21 protein-coding genes, 1 pseudogene and 1 riboswitch are annotated in these 26,427 nt (G+C 69.9%); of the genes and pseudogenes, 7 read left to right on the top strand and 15 right to left on the bottom strand.

Going from position 1 to position 26,427, the window contains the following annotated elements:
* Nucleotides 1-6 precede the first annotated feature (6 nt).
* The 8 genes from AB8998_RS14440 to AB8998_RS14475 form a co-directional block, all read right to left on the bottom strand.
* Nucleotides 7-2,082 carry a substrate-binding domain-containing protein gene (locus AB8998_RS14440; protein WP_369738529.1) on the bottom strand — a complete coding sequence of 692 codons (2,076 nt, stop codon included), beginning with the start codon at nt 2,080-2,082 and terminating at the stop codon, nt 7-9.
* Between the two features lie 85 nt (nt 2,083-2,167).
* Nucleotides 2,168-4,354: a malate synthase G gene (locus AB8998_RS14445; protein WP_369738530.1), complete on the bottom strand. Its 2,187-nt coding sequence runs from the start codon at nt 4,352-4,354 to the stop codon at nt 2,168-2,170.
* Between the two features lie 312 nt (nt 4,355-4,666).
* Nucleotides 4,667-5,695: a hemolysin family protein gene (locus AB8998_RS14450; protein ID WP_369741575.1), complete on the bottom strand. Its 1,029-nt coding sequence runs from the start codon at nt 5,693-5,695 to the stop codon at nt 4,667-4,669.
* 8 nt (nt 5,696-5,703) lie between these two features.
* Nucleotides 5,704-7,062: a hemolysin family protein gene (locus AB8998_RS14455; RefSeq protein WP_369738531.1), complete on the bottom strand. Its 1,359-nt coding sequence runs from the start codon at nt 7,060-7,062 to the stop codon at nt 5,704-5,706.
* 194 nt (nt 7,063-7,256) lie between these two features.
* On the bottom strand, nt 7,257-8,693 hold the full coding sequence (locus tag AB8998_RS14460) for a GuaB1 family IMP dehydrogenase-related protein (protein WP_369738532.1): 1,437 nt from the start codon (nt 8,691-8,693) through the stop codon (nt 7,257-7,259).
* Nucleotides 8,694-8,737: 44 nt separating this feature from the next.
* Nucleotides 8,738-10,201, bottom strand: coding sequence for an NADP-dependent phosphogluconate dehydrogenase (gndA, locus tag AB8998_RS14465; RefSeq protein WP_369738533.1), 1,464 nt, complete (start codon nt 10,199-10,201; stop codon nt 8,738-8,740).
* A 105-nt stretch (nt 10,202-10,306) separates the two neighbouring features.
* Nucleotides 10,307-11,257: a M56 family metallopeptidase gene (locus AB8998_RS14470; RefSeq protein WP_369738534.1), complete on the bottom strand. Its 951-nt coding sequence runs from the start codon at nt 11,255-11,257 to the stop codon at nt 10,307-10,309.
* 14 nt (nt 11,258-11,271) lie between these two features.
* Complete coding sequence (locus tag AB8998_RS14475) at nt 11,272-11,688, bottom strand: BlaI/MecI/CopY family transcriptional regulator (protein WP_369738535.1); 417 nt, start codon at nt 11,686-11,688, stop codon at nt 11,272-11,274.
* A 316-nt stretch (nt 11,689-12,004) separates the two neighbouring features.
* On the opposite strand from AB8998_RS14475, the gene AB8998_RS14480 reads away from it, so the two are divergent.
* The 7 genes from AB8998_RS14480 (at nt 12,005) to AB8998_RS14510 (ending at nt 17,141) form a co-directional block, all read left to right on the top strand.
* Entirely contained in the window at nt 12,005-12,418 is a 414-nt protein-coding gene (locus AB8998_RS14480; RefSeq protein WP_369738536.1) for a PaaI family thioesterase, read from the top strand.
* Nucleotides 12,419-12,475: 57 nt separating this feature from the next.
* Entirely contained in the window at nt 12,476-12,778 is a 303-nt protein-coding gene (locus AB8998_RS14485) for an urease subunit gamma (RefSeq protein WP_369738537.1), read from the top strand.
* A complete protein-coding gene (locus AB8998_RS14490) occupies nt 12,775-13,086 on the top strand; it encodes an urease subunit beta (protein WP_369738538.1) in 312 nt (103 codons plus the stop codon). Before AB8998_RS14485 ends, AB8998_RS14490 begins: the two co-directional genes overlap by 4 nt.
* Entirely contained in the window at nt 13,086-14,819 is a 1,734-nt protein-coding gene (locus tag AB8998_RS14495) for an urease subunit alpha (RefSeq protein ID WP_369738539.1), read from the top strand. The genes AB8998_RS14490 and AB8998_RS14495 overlap by 1 nt, the downstream gene beginning before the upstream one ends.
* Nucleotides 14,820-15,164: 345 nt before the next feature.
* On the top strand, nt 15,165-15,800 hold the full coding sequence (locus AB8998_RS14500) for an urease accessory protein UreF (RefSeq protein WP_369738540.1): 636 nt from the start codon (nt 15,165-15,167) through the stop codon (nt 15,798-15,800).
* Nucleotides 15,801-15,810: 10 nt separating this feature from the next.
* Nucleotides 15,811-16,494, top strand: a complete 684-nt coding sequence (gene ureG / locus AB8998_RS14505) for an urease accessory protein UreG (RefSeq protein WP_369738541.1) — start codon at nt 15,811-15,813, stop codon at nt 16,492-16,494.
* Nucleotides 16,494-17,141 (top strand): urease accessory protein UreD, encoded by a 648-nt coding sequence (locus AB8998_RS14510; protein ID WP_369738542.1) that lies wholly within the window; start codon nt 16,494-16,496, stop codon nt 17,139-17,141. The genes ureG and AB8998_RS14510 overlap by 1 nt, the downstream gene beginning before the upstream one ends.
* Before the next feature lie 26 nt (nt 17,142-17,167).
* Here the strand turns inward: AB8998_RS14510 and AB8998_RS14515 are convergent, their stop codons facing one another.
* The 7 genes and pseudogenes from AB8998_RS14515 to AB8998_RS14545 all read right to left on the bottom strand — a co-directional run bounded on the left by AB8998_RS14515 (nt 17,168) and on the right by AB8998_RS14545 (nt 26,396).
* Nucleotides 17,168-17,884 carry an amino acid permease gene (locus AB8998_RS14515; protein ID WP_369738543.1) on the bottom strand — a complete coding sequence of 239 codons (717 nt, stop codon included), beginning with the start codon at nt 17,882-17,884 and terminating at the stop codon, nt 17,168-17,170.
* Between the two features lie 64 nt (nt 17,885-17,948).
* Nucleotides 17,949-18,554: pseudogene (locus AB8998_RS14520) on the bottom strand (amino acid permease); the annotation flags it as partial.
* Between the two features lie 234 nt (nt 18,555-18,788).
* Nucleotides 18,789-20,165, bottom strand: coding sequence for a PPE family protein (locus AB8998_RS14525; protein ID WP_475582081.1), 1,377 nt, complete (start codon nt 20,163-20,165; stop codon nt 18,789-18,791).
* Nucleotides 20,166-20,215: 50 nt separating this feature from the next.
* Entirely contained in the window at nt 20,216-21,616 is a 1,401-nt protein-coding gene (locus tag AB8998_RS14530) for a PPE family protein (protein ID WP_369738545.1), read from the bottom strand.
* Nucleotides 21,617-22,417: 801 nt separating this feature from the next.
* Complete coding sequence (locus AB8998_RS14535) at nt 22,418-23,581, bottom strand: agmatinase family protein (protein WP_369738546.1); 1,164 nt, start codon at nt 23,579-23,581, stop codon at nt 22,418-22,420.
* A gap of 115 nt (nt 23,582-23,696) precedes the next feature.
* Nucleotides 23,697-23,760, bottom strand: a riboswitch (guanidine-III (ykkC-III) riboswitch).
* Between the two features lie 144 nt (nt 23,761-23,904).
* Nucleotides 23,905-25,293: an NAD(P)/FAD-dependent oxidoreductase gene (locus AB8998_RS14540; protein WP_369738547.1), complete on the bottom strand. Its 1,389-nt coding sequence runs from the start codon at nt 25,291-25,293 to the stop codon at nt 23,905-23,907.
* 185 nt (nt 25,294-25,478) lie between these two features.
* The gene (locus tag AB8998_RS14545) at nt 25,479-26,396 is read right to left on the bottom strand and encodes an LLM class F420-dependent oxidoreductase (protein ID WP_369738548.1); all 918 of its coding nucleotides are present in this window, start codon (nt 26,394-26,396) and stop codon (nt 25,479-25,481) included.
* Nucleotides 26,397-26,427 lie beyond the last annotated feature (31 nt).

Consider the following 26,427-nt stretch of genomic DNA (forward strand, 5'->3'; position numbering starts at 1 on the left):
CTCGGCTCAGCTCAGGAACGTGTTGACCGCGGCGGCGAGGCCGGGGGAGGCCGACGTCGGCAGGTTCTGGTAGCCACCACCGCTGAGCCGGGCGACGGCTTCCCAGGTCGGGCGGTCGGGGTCGGCGCCGAAGTCGATGACGTTGACCGCGATCGGCTTGGCCGGGTCGGCGCTGGTGCGGATGAAGTCCTGCAGGCCCGCCCCGTCGAGCGTCTTGTCGGTGTGCGGCCCAGCGGTGATGACCAGGATGGAGTTCGCCTGGCCGGCACGGTAACTGGCCTGCCGCTCCTGATAGATCATGCGCAGCGTCGTGAACGAGACCGCGCCGCCCGGCGAGGAGTACTGCTTGTCCAGGGCGGCAATCAGCGCCGCCGTCCGCGGCTGGCCGTTGACGGGGTCGGACAGCGGTCCGGTCGCCACCTCCGCCCGGCCCTCGTGACCGTCGAACGTCCACAGCCCGAGGACGTCGGAGGGCGGCAGCGCCTTGATCTTGCCCTCGAGCGCCGCGATCACGTTGGCCAGCCGGGTCTTGCCGCCTTCGTCGGTGGGCATCGACTGGTCGAGCATGATCGTCGCGGCCAGCCCGCTCGACGGCGCGGCCATCGCCTCGGCCAGCGTGGCCCGCAGGCCGTCGTCGCCCACCGACAGGGCGGGCGGGAGGGCGGGGAAGCCGGTGACCGGGCTGCTCGGCGGTTTGATGCCGTTGACCCGGAAGCCGGCTCGGGCCAGCTTGTCGAGTTGCTCGGGCTTGCGCATGAAATGGGCGAACTCGCTACCCGCCGACACCTGCTCCTGCGTCAGCCACTCGCCGCTGAGAAGCACGGTGGGATAGTCGGCCACCGGCGGCGGTCCGGGCGGCAGCCAAGCACCCAACTTGCCCTTGGCATCCGACAGCGACTGGCCGCGCTGGAACACCTGCTGCTCGGTGGTGATCACCGCGTGCACCGGCGCGGACGCGGCGTCATCCGCGTCGACCAGCGCGTTCATCGCCTCGACCAACGAGTCGTCCGCCAGTTTGGGCTGGGAGCCAAGCAGCGTGTGGACCGCGCCGATCCCCTGGGTGGCCGGGGCGCCGGCGGGCGCCGAGGCGACCGCGACCGCCTCGCCGGCCAGAAACGAGGCGTCCCCGTTGCCGCCCGTCGGCAACGCCAGCCGCAGCGAGCCCCAGCCCGGCAGGTTCAATACGTCCAGGGCGTTCGGGTTTGCCTGCAGGCCGGGCAGTGCGGCCCAGGTCTGGTCGCTCAGGGCGCGCTCGAGTTCGGGTCGGACGGCAACCACCACCGGCGACGTCACCAGCGACCGGCTGTCGCTGATCATCTTGGGACCCGTGGCCGCGGCGAGCCGCGCGACGGACACCGAGCTGCCCGGCAGCCACAGCGCCGGCCGCTCGCCCAAGTCGGCCGGCCACTGGCCGATGAAGCCGCCGAGGACGGCGTCGGCGTTGGCCGCCTTGATCTTCACCACCATGCAGTGATCGCCGACCGGGCCCGCCGACGAGTTGTAGCTTTCCGCGAGCTGCTGCACCGGATCGGCGATCGACGGGTCGACGATGACCGCGACGTCCTCTCTGCCCCCCACGCAGCGCACCGCGGCGCGGTGCGAGCGGTTGGACAACGCGTCGCCGAAAAAGCTCCACAGGATCACCGTGCCGACCACCAGGATGACGGCCACCAGCGCCACGATCACGCCGACGCTGACGCCTCGGCGCCCGCCGACGCTGCGGTGGCCGCCGCGCCAGTCGCCGAGACCCCGGTGCCCGCCCCGGAACAGCGACGGGGCCGCCGCGCTCTCCCGGTCCGCCGGGCGCGGGGCGAATTCCGGATACTCGTCGGGCGTGCCCGCACCGAACGCGCCGTCGGCGGGGTAGCGCGCCTCGGCGTCGGGAGGTTCCTCCTCGCCGGCGTCGTCCCCGCCTGCCGCGTCCTCGCCGGGCTCGGGCGGCGAGGCCTCCGGCGCGGGGTAGCCGATGCCGCCCCACGGGTCGGTCGTCCAGGGTCCCGTCTCGAACCCGTCGCCCGAGCGGTCTTCGTCGGACGGCTGGTCGACGGGCTCGTCGGGGTCGGGCCTGCTGTGCCTACCCATACCGCCGTCCGCCGCCTTTCCGTCGACTGGTCACGTGAACTGATAGTTCATCGCATCTGCTGCCCGGTCTGGGGCACCGGCGATTTTACTGCGCCGCGCGGGCTTTGAACTCGCGCCGGCGCCGATGCAGGATCGGCTCGGTGTAACCGTTGGGCTGCTGCGCCCCCAGCAGGATCAGGTCCTGGGCGGCCAGGAACGCGATGCTGTCGTCGAAGTTGGGGGCCATCGGCCGGTACGCCGGGTCGCCCTCGTTCTGCTGATCGACCATCGGGGCCATGCGCTCCAGGCCGGCCCGGACGTCCTCGCTGGTGATGATGCCGTGGCGCAGCCAGTTGGCCAGCAACTGGCTCGAGATCCGCAGGGTGGCGCGATCCTCCATGAGGTCCACGTTGTGGATGTCGGGCACCTTCGAGGACCCCACGCCCTGGTCGATCCAGCGCACCACGTAGCCGAGGATGCCCTGGCAGTTGTTGTCGACCTCCTCGCGGATCTCCTCGGGAGCCCAGGCGAGTTCCTTGGACAGGGGGATGGTCAGTAGCTGCTCGACGGTGGCGCGCTTCTTGCCCGCCAGTTCCTCCTGCACCGCGGCCACGTCGACCTTGTGGTAGTGCATCGCGTGCAGCGTCGCCGCAGTCGGAGAGGGCACCCAGGCGGTGCTGGCACCGGCGCGGGGCTGGGCGATCTTCTGCTCGACCATGTCGGCCATCAGCTCCGTCATCGTCCACATGCCCTTGCCGATCTGGGCGTGGCCCTCGAAACCCGCCGCCAGACCGACGTCGACGTTGTTGTCTTCGTAGGCCAGGATCCACGGCTGGGTCTTCATGGCGCCCTTGCGCACCATGGGGCCCGCCTCCATCGACGTGTGGATCTCGTCGCCGGTGCGGTCCAGGAATCCGGTGTTGATGAACACGACCCGGTCGGCGACCGCCTTGATGCAGGCCTTCAGGTTGAGGGTCGTGCGCCGCTCCTCGTCCATCACGCCGACCTTGATGGTCTTCTGCGGCAGCCCCAGCACGTCCTCGACCCGGCTGAACAGCTCGGCGGTGAACGCGACCTCGTCGGGGCCGTGCATCTTGGGCTTGACGATGTAGACCGAGCCGGTGCGGCTGTTGGCCAGCGGGCCGTTGCCGTCCCCGGTCTTGAGCCCGTGGATGGCGCACACCCCGGTGAACAGCGCGTCCTGGATGCCCTCGTATATCTCGTTGCCGTCCGCGTCGACGATCGCGTCGTTGGTCATCAGGTGACCGACGTTGCGCACGAACATCAGGCTGCGGCCCGGCAACGTCAGCTCACCGCCGTCGGGGGTGGTGTAGGTGCGATCCGGGTTGAGGACGCGGGTGAAGGTCTTGTCGCCCTTGCTGACCTCGGCGGCCAGGTCGCCCTTGTTCAGGCCCAGCCAGTTGCGGTAGGCGCCGACCTTGTCGTCGGCGTCGACGGCGGACACGGCGTCCTCGAAGTCGATGATCGTGGTGACCGCGGACTCCAGGACCACGTCCTTGATGCCGGCGGCGTCGGTCTTGCCGATCGGCGACTCCGGGTCGATCTGGATCTCGATGTGCAGGCCATTGTTGACCAGTAGCACCGACCAGTTGGGGGAGCCGAGCTCGCCGCTGTATCCGACGAACTTCTCCGGGCCGGCCAATCCGGTGGACCCCGAGCCGGTGTCGAGCTGCAGGCGGCCGTCGACGATGCTCAGGCCGGTAACCTCGGTCCACGAGCCCGACTCCAGGGGCGCCGCCTCGTCGAGGAATTTGCGGGCGTAGGCGATCACCTTGTCGCCGCGGACCTTGTTGTAGCTGGTGCCCTGCTCGGCGCCGTCGCTCTCCGGGATGACGTCGGTGCCGTAGAGGGCGTCGTAGAGGGAACCCCAGCGGGCGTTGGCCGCGTTCAGCGCGAACCGGGCATTGGTCACCGGGACCACGAGCTGCGGTCCCGCCGTCGTGGTGATCTCGGGGTCGACGTTGGCGGTGGTGATGGTGAAGTCGTCGGGTTCGGGCTGCAGGTAGCCGATCTCGGTGAGGAACTCGCGGTAGGCCTCCGGGTCGAGGGGCTGGATCACCCGTTGCCGGTGCCACTTGTCGATCTGGGCCTGCAGCTCGTCGCGGCGGTTGAGCAGCTCCTGGTTCCGCGGGCTGAGGTCAGTGACGACCCTGTCCACGCCCGCCCAGAAGCTGTCCGGGTTGATGTCGGTGCCAGGCAGGGCCTCGTTGTTCACGAAGTCGTAGAGCACTCGGGCGATTCGCAAGTTCCCCACCGACACGCGATCAGTCATTTCTCTCCTCCGTAACGGGCCTGCTCGCACCTCCGGCCCTCAGCTGGCAATGGCGTCAGCCTACCGACATGCAGCCTGACGATCGTTCCCCGGCCGACCCGCAGCAGCAGGTCAGGCCCCGCTGACCGCTCCACCGACGACACCGCGGCGGGCACTGAGGACCACTCGTCGGCAACGCTCGCACCGCGGCGCGAATAGCTCTGACCTCCAGCACGTATCTCTACTGGCAGCCGTAGCGATCATACGGGTCGGGGCCGCCCTGCCCGCCGGCCACTCCCACCCGGCCCGTGCGGGCCCCGCCGACGCCTCCCGCTAGGCCTCGTTCATGGCGCCGACCAGGTCTTCGACCAGATCTTCCATGGCCACCATCCCGACCACCACGCCGACGTCGTCGGTCACCAGGGCCAGGTGGCTGTTGTTGCGGCGCATCCGGGACAGGGCGTCGGCCAACGGCAATGACGTGGGCACCCGCGGCAGCGGCCGCACCAGCGCCAGGTCGATCGCGGTCCCGGGGTCGCCGCCGAGGGTGAGCACGTCCTTGATGTGCAGGTAGCCGATGAAATGGCCGTCCGGGCCCGCCACCGGATACCGGGAGAACCCGGTCTCGGCCAGCGCCTGCTCGACACTGCCGACCGTCGGCCCCGAGTCAGGCCCGGCCACCGGCACCGCCCGGGTCGCGGCCAGCGGAACGACCACGTCCCCGACCACCCGGTTGCGGACCTGCAGCGCCCGGGTCAACCGGCTGTGTTCCTCCCGATCCAGCAAACCTTCCGAGACGGATTCGGCGATCATCTCGTTGAGCTCGGCGGTGTTGACCGCGATCTCGAGTTCGTCCTTGGGTTCGACGCCGATCATCCGCACGACCGCGTTGGCGCAGCGGTTGTAGAACGCGATGAACGGCCGGGCGACGCGCACGTAGGCCAGGTACGGCGGCACCAGCAGCATGGCCGTGCGTTCGGGACCGGCCAGCGCGATGTTCTTGGGCACCATCTCGCCCAGCAGCACGTGCAGCGTCACCACGATGGCCAGCGCGACGGCGAACGACACGGTGTGCAGCAACGTCGGGGGCAGATCGGTCAGCCCGAACCCCGACTGCAGCAGGTCGAACACCGCGGACTCGCCGATCCGGCCGAGCAGCAGGGAGGCGGCCGTCACCCCCAGTTGGGCGCCGGCCAGCATGGACGATAGCTGCTCCCCGGCGCGGATCACGGTGACCGCCCTGGTCCTGCCCTGCTCGGCCAGCGCTTCGAGGCGATCCCGGCGCACCGAGATCAGCGAGAACTCCGCCCCGACGAAAAAGGCGTTCACCGCGATCAGCAGCACGGCCAGCAGCAGGCTCATGGTGTCGCTCACCGGCGGCCCCGCTCCTGCGGGCCGCCCAGCTCGGTCAGCTCGAGCTGGTCGATGCGGTGCCCGTCCATCCGGACCACCGTCGCCTGCCAGCGTCCCGGCGCGTCGCGCAGCCCGTCGGAATCCAGCGACGTCAGCTCCACGGTCTCGCCGGCCGTCGGGATGTGGCCGAGTTCGCGCAGCACCAGCCCGCCGATCGTCTCGTAGGGCCCCTCGGGCCCGCGGTAACCGGTGGCGGTGGCAACCTCGTCGATGCGCAGCAGACCCGCCACCCGCCAGCCGCGGCCGGCCGCCATCACGTCCGGGGTCGCGTCGTCGTGCTCGTCGCGGACGTCGCCGACGATCTCCTCGATAAGATCCTCGAGGGTGACCATGCCGGCGGTGCCGCCGTATTCGTCGACGACCATGGCGGTCTGCAGCTCGCTGGTGCGGATCTGCGCCATCACCGCGTCCCCGTCCAGCGTCGACGGCACCACCGGGACGGGTTGGGCCAACTCGGTCAGCGGCGTGTGCGCGCGGTCGGCCGGCGGGATCGCGAAAACCTGTTTGACGTGCACGATGCCGACGGTTTCGTCGAGGTCACCGTCGACGATCGGGAAGCGGGAGAACCCGGACTCGGCGGCCGCCGCGATCAGGTCGGCGACGCTGTCGCCGGTCTGCAGGGCCACGATCTTCGACCTCGGCGTCATCAGTTCCTCGGCGGTCCGGGTGCCGAACTGCAGCGATCGCCGCACCAGCGAGGCAGTGGCCGCGTCCAGGGCGCCGCTGCGCGCCGAGGTGCGCACCAGCGATAGCAGCTCTTGCGGCGAGCGGGCCGAACGCAGCTCCTCGGCCGGTTCGATGCCCAGCTTGCGCACGATCCAGTTCGCCGCCCCGTTGGTCACCCGGATGGCGGGGGTGAGCAGCAGGGAGAACAGCAGCTGCACGGCGACGACGGCGCGCGCGGTCGCCAGCGGACGGGCCACCGCGAGGTATTTGGGCACCAGCTCGCCGAACACCATCGACACCGACGTCACGACCACCATCACCAGAAACGCCATGATCACGTCGCCCGCGTGGTCGGACATCCCGAGCGCGTCCAGCCATGGATGCGGCAGGTCGCCCACCATGGGTTCGGTGAGGTAGCCGGTCACCAACGTGGTGATGGAGATGCCCAGCTGGGCTCCCGAGAGCTGGAACGACAGCGTGTTCTGGGCGCGCTGGATGAAACGGTCGCGGGGCCCACCGGCGCGGGCGTTGGCCTCTACTGCGCTGCGGTCGAGCGCCGTCAGGGAGAATTCGGCCGCCACGAAGACCGCGTTGGCGACGATCAGCACGGCGATGGCCAGCACGCTGACCAAACTGGCGGTGAGGTTCACGATGTTCCCGGGAACGTCGCGGGTGGCCGCTGCACCCGCAGGAAAGCGGCCCCGAGGCGTGCCTGCGGCACGTCAACCCCTTCGCTCGACGCCGCGCAGCGGTTTGCTGCGGGCTGGAATTTCACCGGAGATGCCATGGTAGCGAAGTTCGCGTCCCAGCCGGAACATCCGGTTGCCACGCGTTCAGGGTGGTGTCACCAGCCCAGGGGCAGCGGATGGCCCTCGGCGAACCCCGCGGCCGACTGCACACCGACGACGGCCCGCTCGTGCAGCTCCGCCAGGTTGGCGGCGCCGACATAGGTGCAGGTGCTGCGCACGCCCGAGGTGATGTGGTCGATCAGGTCCTCGACGCCGCCGCGGGCGGGATCCAGGCCCATCCGCGAGGTCGAGATGCCTTCCTCGAACAACGCCTTGCGGGCCCGTTCGAACGCCGTGTCGGCGCCGCTGCGGGCGACGACGGCCCGCTTGGACGCCATCCCGTAGCTCTCCTTGTAAGGCTGGTTGTCGCGGTCGCGCATCAGGTCGCCGGGGGACTCGTAGGTGCCGGCGAACCACGAGCCGATCATGACGTTGGACGCGCCGGCGGCCAGCGCCAGCGCCACGTCGCGCGGGTGGCGGATCCCGCCGTCCGCCCACACATGCCCACCGAGGGCCCTGGCGGCGGCGGCGCATTCGACCACCGCGGAGAACTGCGGGCGGCCGACCCCGGTCATCATCCGCGTGGTGCACATGGCGCCGGGCCCGACACCGACCTTGACGATGTCGGCTCCGGCCCCGAGCAGGTCCCGGGTGCCCTCCGCCGACACCACGTTGCCCGCCACCAGCGGCAGGTCCAGACCCAGCCCGGCGACCGCCGCGATCGCCTCCAGCGTCTTGACCTGGCGCCCGTGCGCGGTGTCGATGACCAGCACGTCGACCCCCGCTTCGGCCAGCGAGCGGGCCCTGGCCCCGACGTCGCCGTTGATGCCGACGGCGGCGCCGATGCGCAGCCGCCCGCGCGCGTCGGTGGCCGGGGTGTAGAGCCCGGCGCGGATCGCGCCGGTGCGGGTCAGCACTCCGGCCAGCGTGCCGTCCGGGTTGGTCACCACGGCGACGCCGATCGGGGAGTGCTCGAGCAGGTCGAAGACCTTGCGCATGTCGGTGCCGACCGGGGCGGCGACGAACTCGTTGGCCGCGACGTCACGCACCCGGGTGAAGCGGTCCACGCCCACGCAGGACGCCTCGCTCACCACGCCGATGGGTCGGCCCTCGAAGACCACGACCGCAACGCCGTGCGCACGCTTGTGGATCAGTGCGACCGCGTCGGACACCGAGTCGTCGGGCTCGAGCACGACCGGGGTGTCCAGCACCAGGTCGCGGCTTTTGACGAACCCGACCGTCTGCTGCACGGCCGGGATGGGCAGGTCCTGCGGCAGGATCACCAGGCCGCCGCGCCGCGCGACCGTCTCGGCCATTCGCCGCCCGGCGACCGCGGTCATGTTGGCGACCACGATGGGGATGGTGGTGCCCGAGCCGTCGCGGGTGGACAAATCGACGTCGAAGCGCGACGCGACCTCCGAGCGGTTCGGCACGATGAAGACGTCGTTGTAGGTCAGGTCGTAACCGGGTCGATGCCCGTCCAGAAACCTCATCGTGGTCGCCCCAACTCGTCTCGTCCCTCGTCCGGCCCTTAAAGCTATGCGGGCACCTCGGTGCGGTCGCCGCTCCACAGCGTGTGGAACTTGCCCGGCTCGTCGATCCGCCCGTAGGTGTGGGCTCCGAAGAAGTCGCGCAGACCCTGGGTCAGCGCGGCCGGCAGCCGCTCGGTGCGCAGCGCGTCGTAATACGACAGCGCGGACGCGAAGCCCGGAACCGGAATACCCAGCTGCGTGGCGCTCACCACGACGCGGCGCCAGCCGTCGATGGCCGACTCGATCGCGCTGCGGAAGTAGGGGGCCACGATCAGGGTGGGCAGGTCCGGCTCGGCGTCGAACGCCTCCTTGATCCGGTTGAGGAACTTCGCCCGGATGATGCAGCCCCCGCGCCAGATGGTCGCCAGGTCGCCGGGGGTGATGCCCCAGTCGTATTCGGCGCTGCCGGCCTGAATCTGGTTGAAGCCCTGCGCGTAGGCGATGATCTTGGACGCGTAGAGGGCCTGGCGCACGTCCTCGGTGAACTGGTTCGCGTCCCCAGGTTTGGCGCCCAGCTCACCCGAGGCCAGCCCTATGGTGGCGGTGCGCTGGGTCGCCGAACCCGACAGCGCCCGGGCGAACACCGCCTCGGCGATGCCGGTGACCGGGACGCCGAGGTCCAGCGCCGACTTCACGGTCCAGCGTCCGGTGCCCTTCTGCTCGGCCTCGTCGAGGATGACGTCGACGAGGGGCTTGCCCGTCTTGGCGTCGGTCTGCCGCAACACCTGGGCGGTGATCTCGACCAGGAAGCTGTCCAGCTCGCCTTTGTTCCACTCGTCGAACACGTCGGCGATCTCCGCGGCGCTCTTGCCGAGCCCGTCGCGCAGGAGCTGGTAGGCCTCGCCGATCAGCTGCATGTCGGAGTACTCGATGCCGTTGTGCACCATCTTGACGAAGTGGCCGGCGCCGTCGGGGCCGATGTGGGTGCAGCACGGGACGCCGTCGACGTGCGCGGAGATCTCCTCGAGCAACGGGCCCAGGGATTCGTACGACTCCGCCGGGCCGCCCGGCATGATCGACGGGCCGTTCAGCGCGCCCTCCTCGCCGCCGGAGATGCCGGCGCCGACGAAGTGCAGGCCGCGCTCGCGCATCGCCTTCTCGCGGCGGATGGTGTCGGTGTAGAGGGCGTTGCCGCCGTCGATGATGATGTCGCCTTCCTCCATGGCGTCGGCGAGCTCGTTGATGACCGCGTCGGTCGCCTCGCCGGCCTTGACCATGATGAGGACGCGGCGCGGCTTCTCCAGCGCGTCCAGGAATTCCGGGATGGTCTGGCAGCGCACGAAGTCGCCGTCGCCGCCGTGCTCGTCGAGCAGCGCGTCGGTCTTGGCGACCGAGCGGTTGTGCAGCGCGACCGTGTAGCCGTGCCGGGCGAAATTGCGGGCGATGTTCGAGCCCATCACGGCCAGGCCGGTAACGCCGATCTGCGCGGTACCCGTCTTGGCATTCGGCTTGGTATCCGACGAACTCATGTCTGCGCGCCTCTCAGGTTGGAGAACTTCTGTTGCAAGCCTTCCCGACACACTGTGGCACAGCGGAGTATTCGGTCCTTCGGGGAGTTTCGAGTTGGCCCGCCGCTACAGGTCGAACAGTCGCCGCAACTCGGTGAGCCACGGCACCGCCAGCGCGACGGTGGGCACCACCAGGATGGCGGCCGCCGCCAGGTAGGCGACCACCGACAGGGGCAGGCTGTTGCCCCGCCCCGCCAGACGGCGCACCCGCACCACCGTGCTGGGACCGCCGACGGCCAGCGCGCCCGAGGGTGCCGTGCCCGACGCGCACGCAACCAGCGCCCGCGCCAGGGGGGCGCGCCCGGCGGCGCGCACCGCGGCGTCGTCGGCCAGCAGTTCGACGAGAAGTTGCACGGCGCGCAGCGCGCTGGTGCTGCGCACGAGCCGGGGGAACGCGGCGTGCACGGCGGTGAACGCCTCCAGCACCAGGTCGTGGCGGGCCCGCAGGTGGGCCCGCTCGTGAGTGAGGACGGCCGCGACCTCGTCACCGGTGAGCGCGGTCAGCGCCCCTTCGCTGACGACCACCCGGCTGCGCACGCCCGGCAGGCAGTAGGCCAGCGGCTGCGCCACCCCCAGGACACGCAGGTCCCGGGTCCGTGCGCACGGCTGGACGCGGGCAGCGTCGTGGTCGACCCCGACGAGGTCGACCACCATCCGGTGGTGCGCCCGCCGGCGCCGGTTGCCGATGACGACGCGCACCACGGCGACGGTCAACCGGACACCGACCAGCACGGTCAGCGCGAAGGCGGCCAGGCACGCCGCCCACAGCGGCCAGCCGAGCCGGCCCTCGGCCTCGACGACGCCGGCCGTGGGCCGCCCGTCGGAACCCGGCATGAGCAACCGGCTGGCGATCGCGATGCCGGCGCTGAACGTCGAGAAGACCGCCGCCAGCGCGATGGCCTGCCACAGCACCATCGCGGCACGCGGGGCGCGCAACGGCCAGGTGGCGCGTGCCAGGACGGCAGGTGCCGGGCCGACCAGCAGCACCGCGAGCAGAGTGAAGGCCAGCGCGGACACGCTGCCAGTCTCCCTCAGGCCTCCGCTGACACGCCAGTAGGTGGCGTATTGCGTTGGTTTGCTTCCAGTTCGGCGAGCGCACGGCGCAGGGCCTGGGCCTCGTCCGCACCGACCCGCTCGACGAAGTGCACGAGCGCAGCCTGCCGGCCCCCGGAGCCCTCGGCCTGGGCCAGCGCGTCGACCATCAACCCGGCGACCAGTTCGTCGCGGCCGTGGACCGGCGCATAGCGGTGGGCCCGGTCGTCGCGGATCTGGGACACCAGGTTCTTCTTGGCCAGCCGCTGCAACACGGTCATCACCGTGGTGTACGCGAGGTCGCGGCGCACCGACAACGCCTCGTGGACCTGGCGCACGGTCTGGGGTTCCGGCGTGGACCACAGGTGGTCCATCACGGCGCGCTCCAATTCCCCCAACCGGGTCAGCTTGGCCATAGGCTGCTCATCTCCTCAACCGTCGCGACAAGCGTACTCCGGCTTACTACCGGCCGTCGTACCGAAAGGCGGCCGGGTCGCCCGCCGGGGGCTTGTGAAATTAGGGCAGCCTTGCCTATGCTAGCGGTGATCGAGCGACAACCGAAGTCGACGGACCGCGACGGAGTCCTGAGGGCTGCAGTGACCCCCGGTCCACTCGATCGGCGAGCCCCGTGCCTGGTGCACGGGGCTCGCCCGTTTCCGGGACCGGCCGTCGCACGCCGATGGTGCGGACACGCCGATGGTGGCGACACGCCGATGGTGTAGACACGAGGGCGTGCAACCGCCAGACCCGGATTTCACCGCGCCCTTCGACACCGAATTGGGCCTGCGCTACACCGAACTCGGCCCGGACGGCGTCCGAGCGCAACTCGAGATCACCCCCAAGCTGCTGCAGCCGATGGGCCTGGTGCACGGCGGCGTGTACTGCTCGATGATCGAGAGCATGGCCAGCGTGGCCGCCTACACCTGGCTGGCCACCCGCGGTGGGGGGAACGTCGTGGGCGTCAACAACAACACCGACTTCCTGCGTTCCATCGGGTCGGGAACCGTGTACGGCCGGGCCGAGCCGATCCACCGCGGCCGCCGCCAGCAACTCTGGCTGGTCACCGTCACCGACGCCACCGACCGGGTGGTGGCGCGGGGCCAGGTGCGGCTGCAGAACCTCGAGCCGGCTACGGACACGGGCTAAACGGGCGCCCCGGGGTGTCGGCGGCCCCGACACCCCGGCGTGGCAGGATAACCGGACATGCGCCTGACGCCACACGAGCAGGACCGCCTGTTAGTGTCCTACGCCGCCGAGCTCGCCCGGCGCCGCCGGACCCGCGGGTTGCGGCTCAATCATCCCGAGTCGGTTGCGATCATCAGCGACCACATCCTCGAGGGCGCCCGTGACGGCCGCACGGTGGCCGAGCTGATGGCCAGCGGCTGCCAGGTCCTGACCCGCGATGACGTGATGGAGGGAGTGCCCGAGATGCTCGCCGACGTGCAGGTGGAAGCGACGTTCCCGGACGGCACCAAACTGGTCACCGTCCACCACCCGATCGCATGATCCCCGGCGAAATCCTCTACGGCAGCGGCGACATCGAGATCAACGAGGGCGCCCCGCGCCTCGAGATGGAGATCGTCAACACCGGTGACCGACCGATACAGGTCGGCAGTCATGTTCACATTCCGCAGGCCAACAGGGCGTTGTCCTTCGACCGCGAGGCGGCCCACGGCTACCGGCTGGACGTCGCGGCCGCGACCGCCGTGCGCTTCGAACCCGGTGTGCCCCAGCGGGTGCGCCTGGTCCCGCTGCGCGGACGGCGCCAGGTGCACGGGCTGACACTGACTCCCCCCGGACGGCTGGACGACTGATGGCGCCACTGTCCCGTGACCGCTACGCCCTGGTGTACGGGCCCACCACCGGCGACCGGGTCCGGCTCGCCGACACCGATTTGCTGGTGGAGATCACCGAGGACCGCAGCGGCGGGCCGGGTCTGGCCGGCGACGAGGCGGTGTTCGGCGGCGGCAAGGTGCTGCGCGAGTCGATGGGCCAGGGGCGCGCCACCCGGGCCGAGGGCGCGCCCGACACCGTGATCACCGGCGCGATCGTCCTCGACTACTGGGGAATCATCAAGGCCGACATCGGGATTCGCGATGGCCGCATCACCGCGTTGGGCAAGGCCGGCAACCCCGACATCATGTCGGGGGTGCACCCGGACCTGGTGGTCGGGCCGTCCACCGAGGTCATCGGGGGCAACGGCCTGATCGTGACCGCGGGGGCGATCGACAGCCACGTACATCTGATCTGCCCGCAACTCATGCCCGAGGCGATCGGCTCCGGCGTCACCACCATCGTCGGGGGTGGCACGGGGCCCGCCGAGGGCAGCAAGGCCACGACCGTCACCCCGGGCGCCTGGCACCTGGGCCGCATGCTGGAAGCGCTGGACGGCTGGCCGGTCAACTTCGCGCTGCTGGGCAAGGGCAACACCGTCAGCGCCGAGGGCTTGTGGGAGCAATTGCGCGGCGGCGCTTCGGGTTTCAAACTACACGAAGACTGGGGATCGACCCCGGCGGCCATCGACGCCTGCCTGACGGTCGCCGACGCCGCCGGTGTGCAGGTGGCGCTGCACACCGACACACTCAACGAGATGGGGTTCGTCGAGGACACCCTGGCCGCGATCGCCGGCCGCTCGATCCACACCTACCACACCGAGGGCGCCGGCGGTGGCCATGCGCCCGATATCATCAAGGTCGCCGGCCAACCCAATGTGCTGCCCAGCTCCACCAACCCGACCCGCCCGTACACGGTGAACACCCTCGACGAGCACCTGGACATGCTGATGGTCTGCCATCATCTGAACCCCGCGGTGCCCGGAGATCTGGCGTTCGCCGAAAGCCGGATCCGGCCGTCGACGATGGCGGCCGAAGACGTTCTGCACGACATGGGCGCCATCTCGATCATGGGCAGCGACTCGCAGGCCATGGGCCGCATCGGCGAGACGGTGATGCGGACCTGGCAGACCGCGCACGTGATGAAGCGCCGCCGCGGCGCGCTGCCCGGGGACCCCTCGGGTAGTCAAGCCGCCGACAACAACCGGGCGCGCCGCTACGTCGCTAAGTACACCATCTGCCCGGCGGTCGCCCACGGCCTCGACCACGAGATCGGTTCGGTGGAGCCGGGCAAGCTCGCCGACCTGGTGTTGTGGGAGCCGGCGTTCTTCGGGGTGCGCCCGCACATGGTCATCAAGGGCGGCATGATCGCCTGGGCGGCGATGGGCGACGCGAACGCCTCCATTCCCACCCCGCAGCCCGTGTTACCGCGGCCGATGTTCGGCGCCGCCCCGTCCACCACGAAGGCGACCTCCGTGCATTTCGTCGCGCCCCAGGCCATCGACGCGGGCCTGGCGGACAAGCTCGCGGTCGCCAGGCCGCTGGTGCCGGTCCGGGATGTGCGCGCCGTGGGCAAGGCGCGGCTGCCGCTCAACGACGCCCTGCCCGACATCCAAGTCGACCCGGACACCTTCACCGTGCGTATCGACGGCGAGGTCTGGCCGGAGCAACCGCCGGCCGAGCTGCCGATGGCACAACGTTATTTCCTGTTCTGACACCCGCGACTGTTCGGCTCAGCTATTCGCACGGCCGAGACGGGCCGTCGTCGCCTCGCTGATCTCCACCCATCCGCTCGACCGGGCTCATCGGGGCGGCAGCCGACCGGCACATACCGGGCTCATCATCGGCCCGGACCTGGTATCCGGGGCGACCGGCCGACCGCAAGACCAGGGCGACGGCGCGGGGCCGGCGCAGCCGCCGATCCCGCACCCTTGAGCCCCCGGGCGTCGGCAGCGTTGGCACCGGGGCGTGGCAGGATCGACGAATATGTCCACCCTCCTCATGCCGAGCCCGCGGGAGCGGCCGCCGTCGACCGATGCCGCGGGAACGACCGTCGCCCGATGATGTCCCTGGCGATGCTACTGAGCCTGGCGGACTCGCGGCTGCCTACCGGCGCGCACGTACACTCCGGCGGCGTCGAAGAGGCCGTCACCAGCGGCCTGCTGACCAACATGGAGACCCTCGAAGCCTTCCTGCGCAGAAGGATTCGCAGCCACGGGCTGGTCGCCGCGTCCATCGCGGCCGCGGTTCACCGCGGTGAGCTCACCCCACTCGACGCCGACCGGGAGGCCGACGCGCGCACCCCGTCCCCGGCGTCCCGGCAGGCCTCGCGCAGCCAGGGCCGGGGGCTGACGCGGTTGGCGCGACGGGTCTTCCCGGATGTGGACTGGGACGTCCTGGGCCCCCACCCGCACCTGGCCGTCGCCGCGGGCCGGGTCGGTGCGGCCGGCGGACTGAGCCCCGAACATGGGGCGCTGAGCGTCGTCTACACGACGATGACCGGCTCGGCGACGGCCGCGCAGCGGCTGCTGGCGCTGGATCCCGCCGACGTGGCGGCGTGCACGATTCGGCTCGCGCCGCTCTGCGAACACACTGCGGCCGAAGCTGCCAAGGGACTGGCCGACTTGTCCGACCCGCTGCTCGATACGCTCGCAGAGCGGCACGCCGAACGCGAGCGGCCCCTTTTCTCATCGTGAAAGGTCTTATATGACAGTGAGTTCCGAGCATTCCCACACCCACACTCATGCCGTCGACCGGCCCCGGCGCGTCCGCCGCCCCGGCGAGCCGCTGCGCATCGGGATCGGGGGACCGGTCGGCTCGGGCAAGACGGCGCTGGTCGCCGCGCTGTGCCGGCAGCTGCGCGACGAGCTGTCGCTGGCGGTGGTGACCAACGACATCTACACCACCGAGGACGCCGACTTCCTGCGCAGGCACGCGGTGCTGCCCGACGACCGTATCGCGGCCGTGCAGACCGGCGGCTGCCCGCACACCGCGATCCGCGACGACATCACCGCGAACCTCGATGCGATCGACGATCTGATCGCCGCCCACGAAGCGCTGGACCTGATCCTGGTCGAGTCCGGCGGCGACAACCTCACCGCCACGTTCTCGTCGGGACTGGTGGACGTACAGATCTTCGTCGTCGACGTCGCCGGCGGCGACAAGGTTCCCCGCAAGGGTGGGCCGGGGGTGACCTTCTCGGACCTGTTGGTGGTCAACAAGACCGACCTGGCACCGCTGGTGGGCGCCAGCCTGGAGGTGATGGCACGCGACGCCGACGCGGTGCGCGAGGGCCGTCCGACGGTGTTGCAGTCCCTGACCGAGGACCCGGCCGCGACCGGCGTGCTGGCGTGGGTCCGGACCCAACTGCGCGAGGCGGCCGGCCTCTGATGCGCTCCGAGCTCCTGCTGGTCGCGTTCCCGAAGCGGTTGCCGCGCATCGAATGCCGGGGCGGTGGTGTGACCGCGCGCTGCACCACACCCGACACGGTGCACCTGGTGTCCACAGCCGCGACCCCGCTGGGCGGCGATGCCGTCGACATCCGCGTGGTCGTCGAGCCGGGAGCGCGGCTGAAGATCCGCAGTGCCGCGGCCACCGTCGCGCTGCCGGGGCCGGCGACCCCGACCTCACATTCCCGGTGGGCGCTGGAGGTGGCCGGTGACCTGGACGTCGACGTCGAACCGACGGTCGTCGCCGCCGACGCGCGTCACCTGTCCGGCATTTCGCTGCGGCTGCACGACCAGGGATCGATCCGGCTGCGTGAGCGGGTCCAGATCGGCAGATTCGGTGAGCGGGAAGGATTCTGGTCGGGAGCGCTGTGCGCCGACCGCAACGACCGGCCGTTGACGAGGCACCGGGTGGAGTTGGGTGCCGGATCCCTGGCCGACGACGCGCTGTGCGCCCCGCGCGCCAACGTCAGCGAGTTGCGTTATCCGGCAATCTCTTCCGTCGGGCCTGGCGATGCCGGGACGACGGTGTTGGCATTGGCCGGCGGGGGAACGCTGAGCACCTGGCAGGGGAAACGGTTGTCCTGCTGACCGGCCGGCCCTGCCGGGTGCGTCGCTCAGCGTGCGGGGATGGCGTCGTTGTGCGGGGCGTCGCTGTTCTGGTGGGCCCTGGTGAACACCAGGTACACGACCCCGAGGCCGACGATGGTCACCGACAGGATCGCGATGATGTAGTCGTCGTACCAGGGTTTGTAGGGTTCCCGCGGCCAGGCGAGGTCGACGATGGCCGCGACGCCGTAGACCAGCGCACCGATGTTGACGGGCAGCCCCCAGCGGCCCAGCTTGTACTTGCCGGTCGGCTGCCAGCCCTTGAGCCGGGCGCGCAGGGCGGCCAGCACCACCATCTGGAACCCGATGTAGACCCCGACCGAGCCGAAGCTGACGAGCTTGGTCAGCGCGTCGCTGGAGATCAGCGATCCGATGATCAGCAGCGCCGGGATGACGACCGCGGTCAGCAACGCGTACGGCGGCACGTGCCGCTTCTGGTCGAAGTGCTTCAGGAACTTCGAGCCGACGATCATGTCGTCGCGGCCGTAGGAGTAGATGAGCCGGCTGGCCGCGGCCTGCAGGCTCAGCGCGCACGACGTGAACGAGATCAGCACGACGCACAGCACCACCTTGGCGCCCAGGCCGCCGAACGCCGACTTCAGGACGGTGTCGATCGGATCGGCGTCCTTGCCGCTGATCACCGCGCCGAAGTCGGGCACCGACAGGATCAGGCTCAAGCAGACGAAAGTGGCCGCCGACCCGCCGATGTAGATGGTGCGCCGCATCGCCTGGGATCACCAGGCCGGGGTTGCGCACCTCCTCGGCCACGTCACCGCACGCTTCGAAGCCGAAGAACTGGTAGAGGGCGATCAGGCCGGCGGCCAGGAACGCGTAGGTGAAGCTGTGGTTGCCTTCGGCGCCGAAGCTGTGGAACAGCACGCCGAGGTGGTGGTGGCGCTGGGTGACCAGCAGCCAGCCCCCGACCACCAGGGCGCCGATGAGCTCGGCGCTGAAGCCGAAGATGGCGAAGTAACTCAGCATCTTGGTGCCGGTCAGGTTGATGGCCGTGGCCAGCGCCAGCATGATCAGCGCGCACAGCACGGTGGCGTGCGCGGACGACTTGAAGCCGAACACGTCGGCGACGTACGGGCCCGCGCCGTAGGCGGCGTCGGCGAGCAGCGCCAATAGGGTGAACATGTAGACCCAGCCGGTCATCCACGCCCACTTGCGTCCCCACAGCCGGCGCGCCCACGGGTAGACACCGCCGGCCACCGGGAATTGCGCGACCACCTCGCTGAAGACGAGTGCGACCAGCATCTGGCCCGCTCCGGCGATCAGCAGGGTCCAGATCATCGGCGGCCCGGCGGTGGCCAGCGCGAACGCGAACACCGTGTAGATGCCGACCACCGGCGACAGGTAGGTGAAGCCCAGCGAGAAGTTCGCCCACGGGCTCATGTCCCGCCGGAAGTCGGATTCGAGCCCCAGCGCCTTGAGCTGGGCGTGATCCTCGTCGTATGCGGCGTCGGTGCCGGCGCCCACCTCCGTCTGGAGCCGGGTGTGGTCCTCACGATCGTTCGCGGTATCTGAGGTCGTGTTGATGGCCAAAGCTCTTTCCTAACTTCTCAGGCCGTGTGGACGGGCGGGCTGGGGGTTCTCGTCACGGATGCCGGCGGGCAGCGTGCGGGCCTTCTATTTGTTCGTCCCCTCCTTGATCAGGGTCGCGGCCGTGCGCTTGAGCACGTCGCGTTGTCTGGACACGTCGGCGATCGCCTTCCGCAGCTGGTTGAGTTCGTCGCGCTCGGCAACCGCCGCGGCGTCCTCTGCGCCGGCCGTCGGCTGGGTCCAGCGCGCCGCGGGGTCGCCGTTCATGGCCGATCCGCCGATCAGCTCCGGGATCACCTTGTTGCGTGCGCCGGCCTTGAGCCGGCCCCGGTCGCCGCGCGGCGCGTTGACGACACTTGCCACCGGACCCATCGGGGGCATGCCGTAGAACCCGCCCGGTCCGGCCTGGGGCACGCCTTCCAGCCCCGCGGCGGGCAACGGCGCCGCGGTGGCGGCCAGCCGGATTGCCGGCGCGCTACCCCAGGTCTCCGGCACCGACAACTTGCCGACGGACACGGCCCGGCCCAGCCCGGCCGACACCCCGGGGCTGCCGAGCCCGGCCGCGCCGGGTATGCCGGACCCGGGACCGTAGGAGTCCACCAGGCTGGACCCGAGCCCGGCATCCAGGGGAGAGGCCGGCGAGACCTGGGAGGCCGTGCTCGCCGAGAGCTGGTTGATCAGCGGGTTCCAGGCCGTGGCCACCGGCGGCGCCAACGTCAGCATGGCCCCGGACGCATCGAAGTTGAGGCCTTCGGAGAGGATCTGCGGGCCCACCGTCAGCCCGCTCAGCGTGTTGAACGCGTTGAAGGGGCCGCTGGTCAACAGGTCGTAGATCGGATTCGACCCCGGCGCGGCGACCGCTCCCGACGACAGACCCTGCAGCAGGTTGGGCACGCTCGACAACGTCGACTGGGTGCTCGAGCCGACGGCGGACGTGGTGGTCTGGGTGGCCGCCGCACCCTGGGTGGTCGCCGCGGCCGGGTTGGTCGTCTGCGGCGGGGCGTTGAACGGGGCCAGCGTCGTGGCGGCCGAGGATGCCCCGGCGTAGCCGTACATCGCGTGGGCGTCCTGGGCCCACATCTCGGCGTACTGCGCCTCGGTGCTCGCGATCGCCGGGGTGTTCTGACCCATGATGTTGGTCGACACCAGCGACGCCAACAGCGCCCGGTTGACCTCGATCTCCGGCGGCGGGACGGTCGCCGCGAACGCGGCCTCGTAGGCCGCGACCGCCGAGGAGAGCTGGCCGGCGGTCTGCTGGGCCTGCGTGGCGGTGGCATTCACCCAGGAGACATACGGCGCGACCGCGGCCGCCATCCGCATCGACGACGGGCCGGCCCACGGCCCGTCGGTCAGCGCGGAGAGCACGGCCCGATACGACGTGGCCGTCGACGTCAGCTCGGCCGCCAGCGTGTTCCAGGCCACCGCGGCGCTCACCAGCGACCCCGGCCCCGGCCCGGCATACATCCGGGCCGAGTTGAACTCCGGCGGGTACGCCGCGAAATCCAGGGCGCTGATCACAGCATCGCCTCCTTGATCAACCGGGCCGCGGCATCGCGTTCCATCGCCACGTCGGCGATTTCCTTTCTGAGTTTTTCGAGCTCTTCGCGTTCGCGTTCGCTCAAGGCGCTGGCGACGTGCTTGCGAGCCGGTTGCGCCGGGGCGGGCCGGGCCGCCGGGCGTTCGTCGGCGTGCTGCTCGCCGGGCATCGCCGCGACAACCTTCTGGCCCTTGTCGGACTTGGTGCGCGTGGTCTGTTCGCCCCTGGGCGCGTTGACCAGGCTGCCCACCGGCGGGATTCCCCCGAAGAACCCGGGCTCGGCCGCACCGGCCGCCGGCACGCCGTCGGCCGCCGCGCTCGACAGCGGCGATACGCTGCCGGCGAGGCGGATGGCGGGGGAGGACGTCCACGCCTGCGGTACCGACAACTTGCCGACCGTCGCGGCCTCGCCCACACCGGCCGACACGTCGGGGCCGTTCAGCGCCGCCGACATGGGGCCCCCCTCCGGGCCGTAGGAATCCACCAGCGCCCCGAGCCCGGCGCCGGGTACGACATCGCTGGCGGCGGCGGCGGTGACCGTCGGCAGCGCGAGCCCGTACAGCCCGCCCATCAGGGGCGTGATGCCGGACGCGGTGAACAGGAACCCACTGAGGACCAGCGTCCAGTTTCCCATGTTCGTGGTGAGGGTGTTGAGGTTGGCGGGGATCGGCAGACCGAGGAGGCTTTCCAGCCACGTGATCGGGTTGAGCGACGCCGCCGGGTTGACCGCCCCCGCCGCCGAGAGACCTTGCAGCACATTGGGCACGGCCGTGAGCGCGGACTGCGCGCTCGGCGCGGCGGCGGAGGTCGTGGCCTGGGTGACCGCGGCGGCCTGGGTCGCCGCCCCGGCCGGGTTCGTGACCTGGGGTGGCGACGCAAACGCCAGCAGCTTGGTCGCCGCGGCCGAGGCGCCGGCGTAGCCGTACATCGCCGCGGCGTCCCGCGCCCACATCTCGGCGTACTGCGCCTCGGTAGCCATGATCGCCGGGGTGTTCTGCCCCAGGAGGTTGGTGGCCACCAATGCCGCCAACAGGGCCCGGTTGACCTCGATCTCCGGCGGGGGCACGGTGGCCGTGAACGCCGCCTCGTACGCCGCTATCGCCGATTTGAGCTGGCTCGCGGTCTGCTCGGCCTGCGCCGCCGTGCCGCTCACCCAGGACACGTAAGGAGTCGCCGCGGCGGCCATCGTGGTCGACGACGGCCCGCCCCACGGGCCGCCCGTGAGTTCGGAGACCGTCGACCGGTACGAGGCCGCCGCGATGTTCAGCTCGGCCGCCAGCCCGTCCCAGGCCGCGGCGGCCGCCACCAACGGTCCCGCCCCCGGTCCCGCATACATCCGACCGGAGTTGATCTCCGGCGGCAATGCCGCGTAGTCCACGTCACGACCCCCTCGTAAGCCGACCTGTCATCACCACGTCACATTCCCGGTCGCCCACACTTGTCGGTTTCTTCCCTGCTGCCTGTTTCGAGCGCCGCGGCGGGCGCACGAATGTCGACGCCCCGAACGTCCACACGGTCGCACCGGGGTGCACATCATCGAACGGACGTCCGGATCGCCGGACAGTTATCAATGATCATTGTTTTCACTGTAACTGAACTGGTTAACTCCTGGGAATTCGCTGGGAAGCCTGTATACCAGCTGTGGGCTAACTGTATTCAGGCGAGGGGCTCGCTTGGCTTGGGCGGCCGACAGCGTCGGCCACGCAGTCGCGGGGCGTCGTCGCGCACCGGACCCATGCCCGGCGGGGCGGCCGGGCTTCGCCGGGCTCGAGGAAAACCCTCCACTGCGGCAACAGTTTCCACCGAGCGAGCGGCTGGCGGCGGGAACGACGAGGCCTCGCCGCTGCGAGGCGCAGGGTCAGTACGCGGCCGGTCATCGGCGCTGACTGCCCAACCGGCCAACGTCGTGAGCGGCACCTCGGCTAAGCCAGGTGTTTCTGAAAAAGATTCGCTTGAGAGCATCCAAGCAAACTCGACTCGCGACCCACAGGGCCGCGGGTTGAGTGCGGGACGGCTACCGCCGGCCGGTGACGCCACTCCGGCGCCACCGGCCGGCGGTGTCATCGACGCGTATCACCGGGCGGTGCGCGCACCGCGTGCCCAGCCTTTCCCGCTCACGGGCGCGTGAGCGTGTCGTTCATTCGATGCGGGCCCGGCCATCGCTTGGGCCGCGGCGCGGCTAGTCAACAAACGGCCCCCATGCGTGCCGCTTCATCGCGGCGGGCTTCTTGCCGAGCTTGCCGGCGCGCACCATCACCGCGAGGCTGTCCAGGATGACGCGGCTGCTCATAAGGGCGGTCTGCTCGGCCCAGTCGTAGGGCGGCGAGCACTCCACCACCTCGATGCCGTTCAGTCCGGGCTCGGAGATCAGCCGGATGAGGTTGAGCGCCTCACGCGGCAACAGCCCGCCGGGCTCGGGCCAGCCGGTGCCCGGCACGAAGCCGGCGTCGATCACGTCGATGTCGAACGACAGGTACACCGCCTTGGCGTCCTTCCACGCCGTCTCCAGGGCGATTTCGGCGATCTTCTCGATCCCGACGCGTTCGACGTCGCCGACCGTGATGACGGTGCTACCTCGCTGCCGGCCCACCTGGACGCCCGCGCGCGGTGCCTGCCACCCGCCGATGCCGATCTGCACCAGGTTCGTGGCCGGCGCGTTCTTGATGTTGGTGGCGTGGAACCACGGCGTGGTGTGCATCCGCTCGTCGAGATCGGTCTCCTGGGTGTCGACGTGGCGGTCGAAGTGGATGATGCCCACGTTGCCGTCCAGGTGGGGCGCCAGGCCCCGCACCGTCGGGAACCCTATCGAGTGGTCACCGCCGAGTACCACCGGGAACACTCCGTGGGAGACCACATGTGACATGGCCGTGCTGATCTGGTCGAATGACTTCTCGATGTTCGCCGGGATCGTGACGACGTCGCCGATGTCGACGATGTTGAGTTGTTCGCGCAGGTCCACGCCCAGTTCGTAGCAGTAGGTGCCAAACAGGTTGGTCGAGCGCCGGATGCCCATGGGGCCGAACCGGGTGCCCGGGCGGTAGGTGGTGCCGGCGTCGAGCGGCGCGCCGAAGACCGCCACCTCGGCGTCGGAGATGTCGTGCACGTCCTCCAGGAACGGGCACTTCAGAAACGTCCCGCGCTCTCCGGCGAAGTGCGGCAGCTCGCCGCGGGAGAAGGTCGACAGCGTGCGGTCGTTGATCGTCGGGGCGGCTTCCAGGCCGTGCGCAATGCAGCGGTCGATCTCCTCGCGGTGACGGCGGTTCGGCAGCTCGGCCTCGGCCTGCTGTGCCCACTGACCTTCGCGATTGGGAATGTCGGCCTGTCCAGCGAACGGATTTGTCACTATCTGTCCTCTCGTTGAGACGTATCTCACGGCGGAGGATGCCCCGGCGAACGGTACCTAAGCGACTCGGCGGGTTCACAAATCGGCTTTGATGACCGCCGCGCGACGCATCCAGTACTCGCCGTCTTGTCGCTGTCCGGGTACGGCGAACTCGTCCGGGCGGCCTTTCACGGCTGCGCCACGGTTGAAGATACAGGCCGATCTCACATCGCAATCACACCGGCGGAAATCCCGGGCGCTTTGACAGCCAATTGCAGACACATTGCCAGGCGATTGGCAGGTAGGCGGCGCGGTCGCCGCGGATTACTGCCCGGCAACCCGGGCTAACTGGCGACCCGAGTGTTTTCCGAGCGGTGCGCCTCGGCCGCTAGTTCGGCCAGCTGTTCGAGCCGCGTACGCGCGAAGGCCTGCTGCTCGGTGATCGTGAGCTGGCCTCGCCGATTGCTGAGGAACGTCACCGCCCACGACACCAGCGTGGTGACCTGGTTCTTGAAGCCGACCAGGTAGACCAGGTGCAGCACCAGCCACGCCAGCCAGGCGATGAAGCCGCTGAACTCCAGCGGGCCGATCTTGGCCACCGCGGAGAACTTGGACACCGTGGCCATCGAACCCTTGTCGAAGTACTGGAAGGGCTCGCGCTGCGCCGGGTCGGCCCCGCCGACCTCGGCCTTGATCGTGCGGGCGACGTACTTGGCGCCCTGGATCGCACCCTGCGCCACACCCGGCACGCCCTCGACGGCGGCCATGTCGCCGACGACGAACACGTTGGGGTGCCCGGGAATGGACAGGTCGGGAAGCACTTTGACCCGGCCGGCCCGGTCCAGTTCGACCGCCGACTGGTCGGCGAGGTCCCTGCCGAGCCCGCTCGCCGACACCCCGGCGGACCAGACTTTGCACTGGGACTCGATGCGCCGGACGGTGCCGTCGGAATCCTTGACGGTGATGCCGTTGCGGTCCACGTCGGTGACCATCGCGCCCAACTGGATCTCCACACCCATCTTCTCCAGCCGCGCGGCGGCCCGCTTGCCCAGCTTCTCCCCGAACGGCGGCAGCACCGCGGGCGCGGCGTCGAGCAGAATCACCCGGGCCTTCGTCGAGTCGATGTGCCGAAACGCGCCCTTGAGGGTGTACTCGGCCAATTCGGCGATCTGACCGGCCATCTCGACGCCGGTCGGGCCGGCGCCGACGACGGTGAACGTAAGCAGCTTCTTGCGGCGCTCCGGATCGCGGGAGCGCTCGGCCTGCTCGAAGGCGCTCAGGATGCGCCCGCGCAGCTCCAAAGCGTCGTCGATCGACTTCATGCCGGGCGCGAACTCGGCGAAGTGGTCGTTGCCGAAGTAGGACTGGCCGGCGCCGGCGGCGACGATCAGGCTGTCGTACGGAGTTTCGTAGGTGTGCCCCAACAGGTCGGACACCACGCGGCGGTTGGCCAGGTCGATGTGGGTGACGTTGCCCAGCAGCACCTGGAGATTGCTCTGGTCGCGCAGCACGACCCGGGTGGCCGGAGCGATCTCTCCTTCGGAGATGATGCCGGTGGCCACCTGGTACAGCAACGGCTGGAACAGATGGTGGGTGGTGCGGGCGATCATCTTGATGTCGACATCGGCTCGCTTGAGCTTCTTTGCGGCGTTGAGGCCACCGAATCCCGATCCGATGATCACGACCCGATGCCGACGCTTGGCTCCAGATGCGCTTTCTGGCTGGGGGCTCATATGTATCTGCTGCTCCTGAGGGGCTCCTTGACGCGCACTGCCAGTCCGATAATCACGGTAGTCACAGGAGTACCCCCGAATCCAAATCGCAAGCCTGTGCGTTCAACCACACCAGCGTTGTTTTCCCATTTCGGGCGACGTGATACTCGTCATGCCGGGGGCCGCCGCGACGATCCCCAGCGGCCCTACAGGCCCACGAGCGGACGTAGCGCCGCGCCGGCGGCGGCAATCACCCCGGGCGTGTAGAACGGAACGTTGATGATGAGGCTGTCGATGCCCGCGTCGAGCACCTTGGTCTTGAGCTGCTCGGCGACCGATTCGGCGCCGCCAACCACCATGCGCTGGCTCATCTCGGCGGGAACCTGGTCGGGCTTGGCGTTGTCGTCGACGAGCGCGGTGACCAGCATGCTGGTTTCCAGTGTCGCCGGGTCGCGGCCGATCTCCTCGCACCGCTGACGCACCACCTGCAGCTTGCGCGGCACCTCGTCGAACCCGGCGATCACGTTGAGGTGGTCGAAGTGCCGCGCCGCCAACGGGATCGTCTTCTTCTCGCCGCTTCCACCGATCATCAACGGGATGTGCTCGCGGTAGCGGGGGTTGGCCAGCGCCTCCGTCGCGCGATACCACTTGCCCGAGAAGCTCGGCCGCTCGCCCTTGAGCATCGGCAGGATGATCTGCAGCGCCTCGTCGAGCCGGTTGAACCTGTCGGTGAAGGTGCCGAACTCGAAACCGAGCTGGTCGTGTTCGAGTTCGAACCAGCCGGTGCCGATGCCCAAGATGGCCCGGCCCCTGCTCACCACGTCCAGCGTGGTGATGGTCTTGGCCAGCAAGGTGGGGTTGCGGTAGGTGTTGCCGGTCACCAGGGTCCCCAACTGCACCCGCTCGGTGGCGGTGGCCAGCGCCCCCAGGGCGGTGTAGGCCTCCAGCATCGGCTGGTCGGGTGAGCCCAGCATGGGCAGCTGGTAGAAGTGGTCCATCACGAAAACCGAGTCGAAACCGGCCGATTCGGCCTCACGGGCCTGGGCGATCACGGTGGGAAAGAGCTGATCCACCCCTGTGCCGTAGGAGAAGTTGGGAATCTGCAGACCGAGTCGTATAGCCACGCTAGTTACCGTAGCGATCGGCCCACGGCGC

It is taken from the genome of Mycobacterium sp. HUMS_12744610 (assembly GCF_041206865.1).
Classification (GTDB): domain Bacteria; phylum Actinomycetota; class Actinomycetes; order Mycobacteriales; family Mycobacteriaceae; genus Mycobacterium; species Mycobacterium servetii.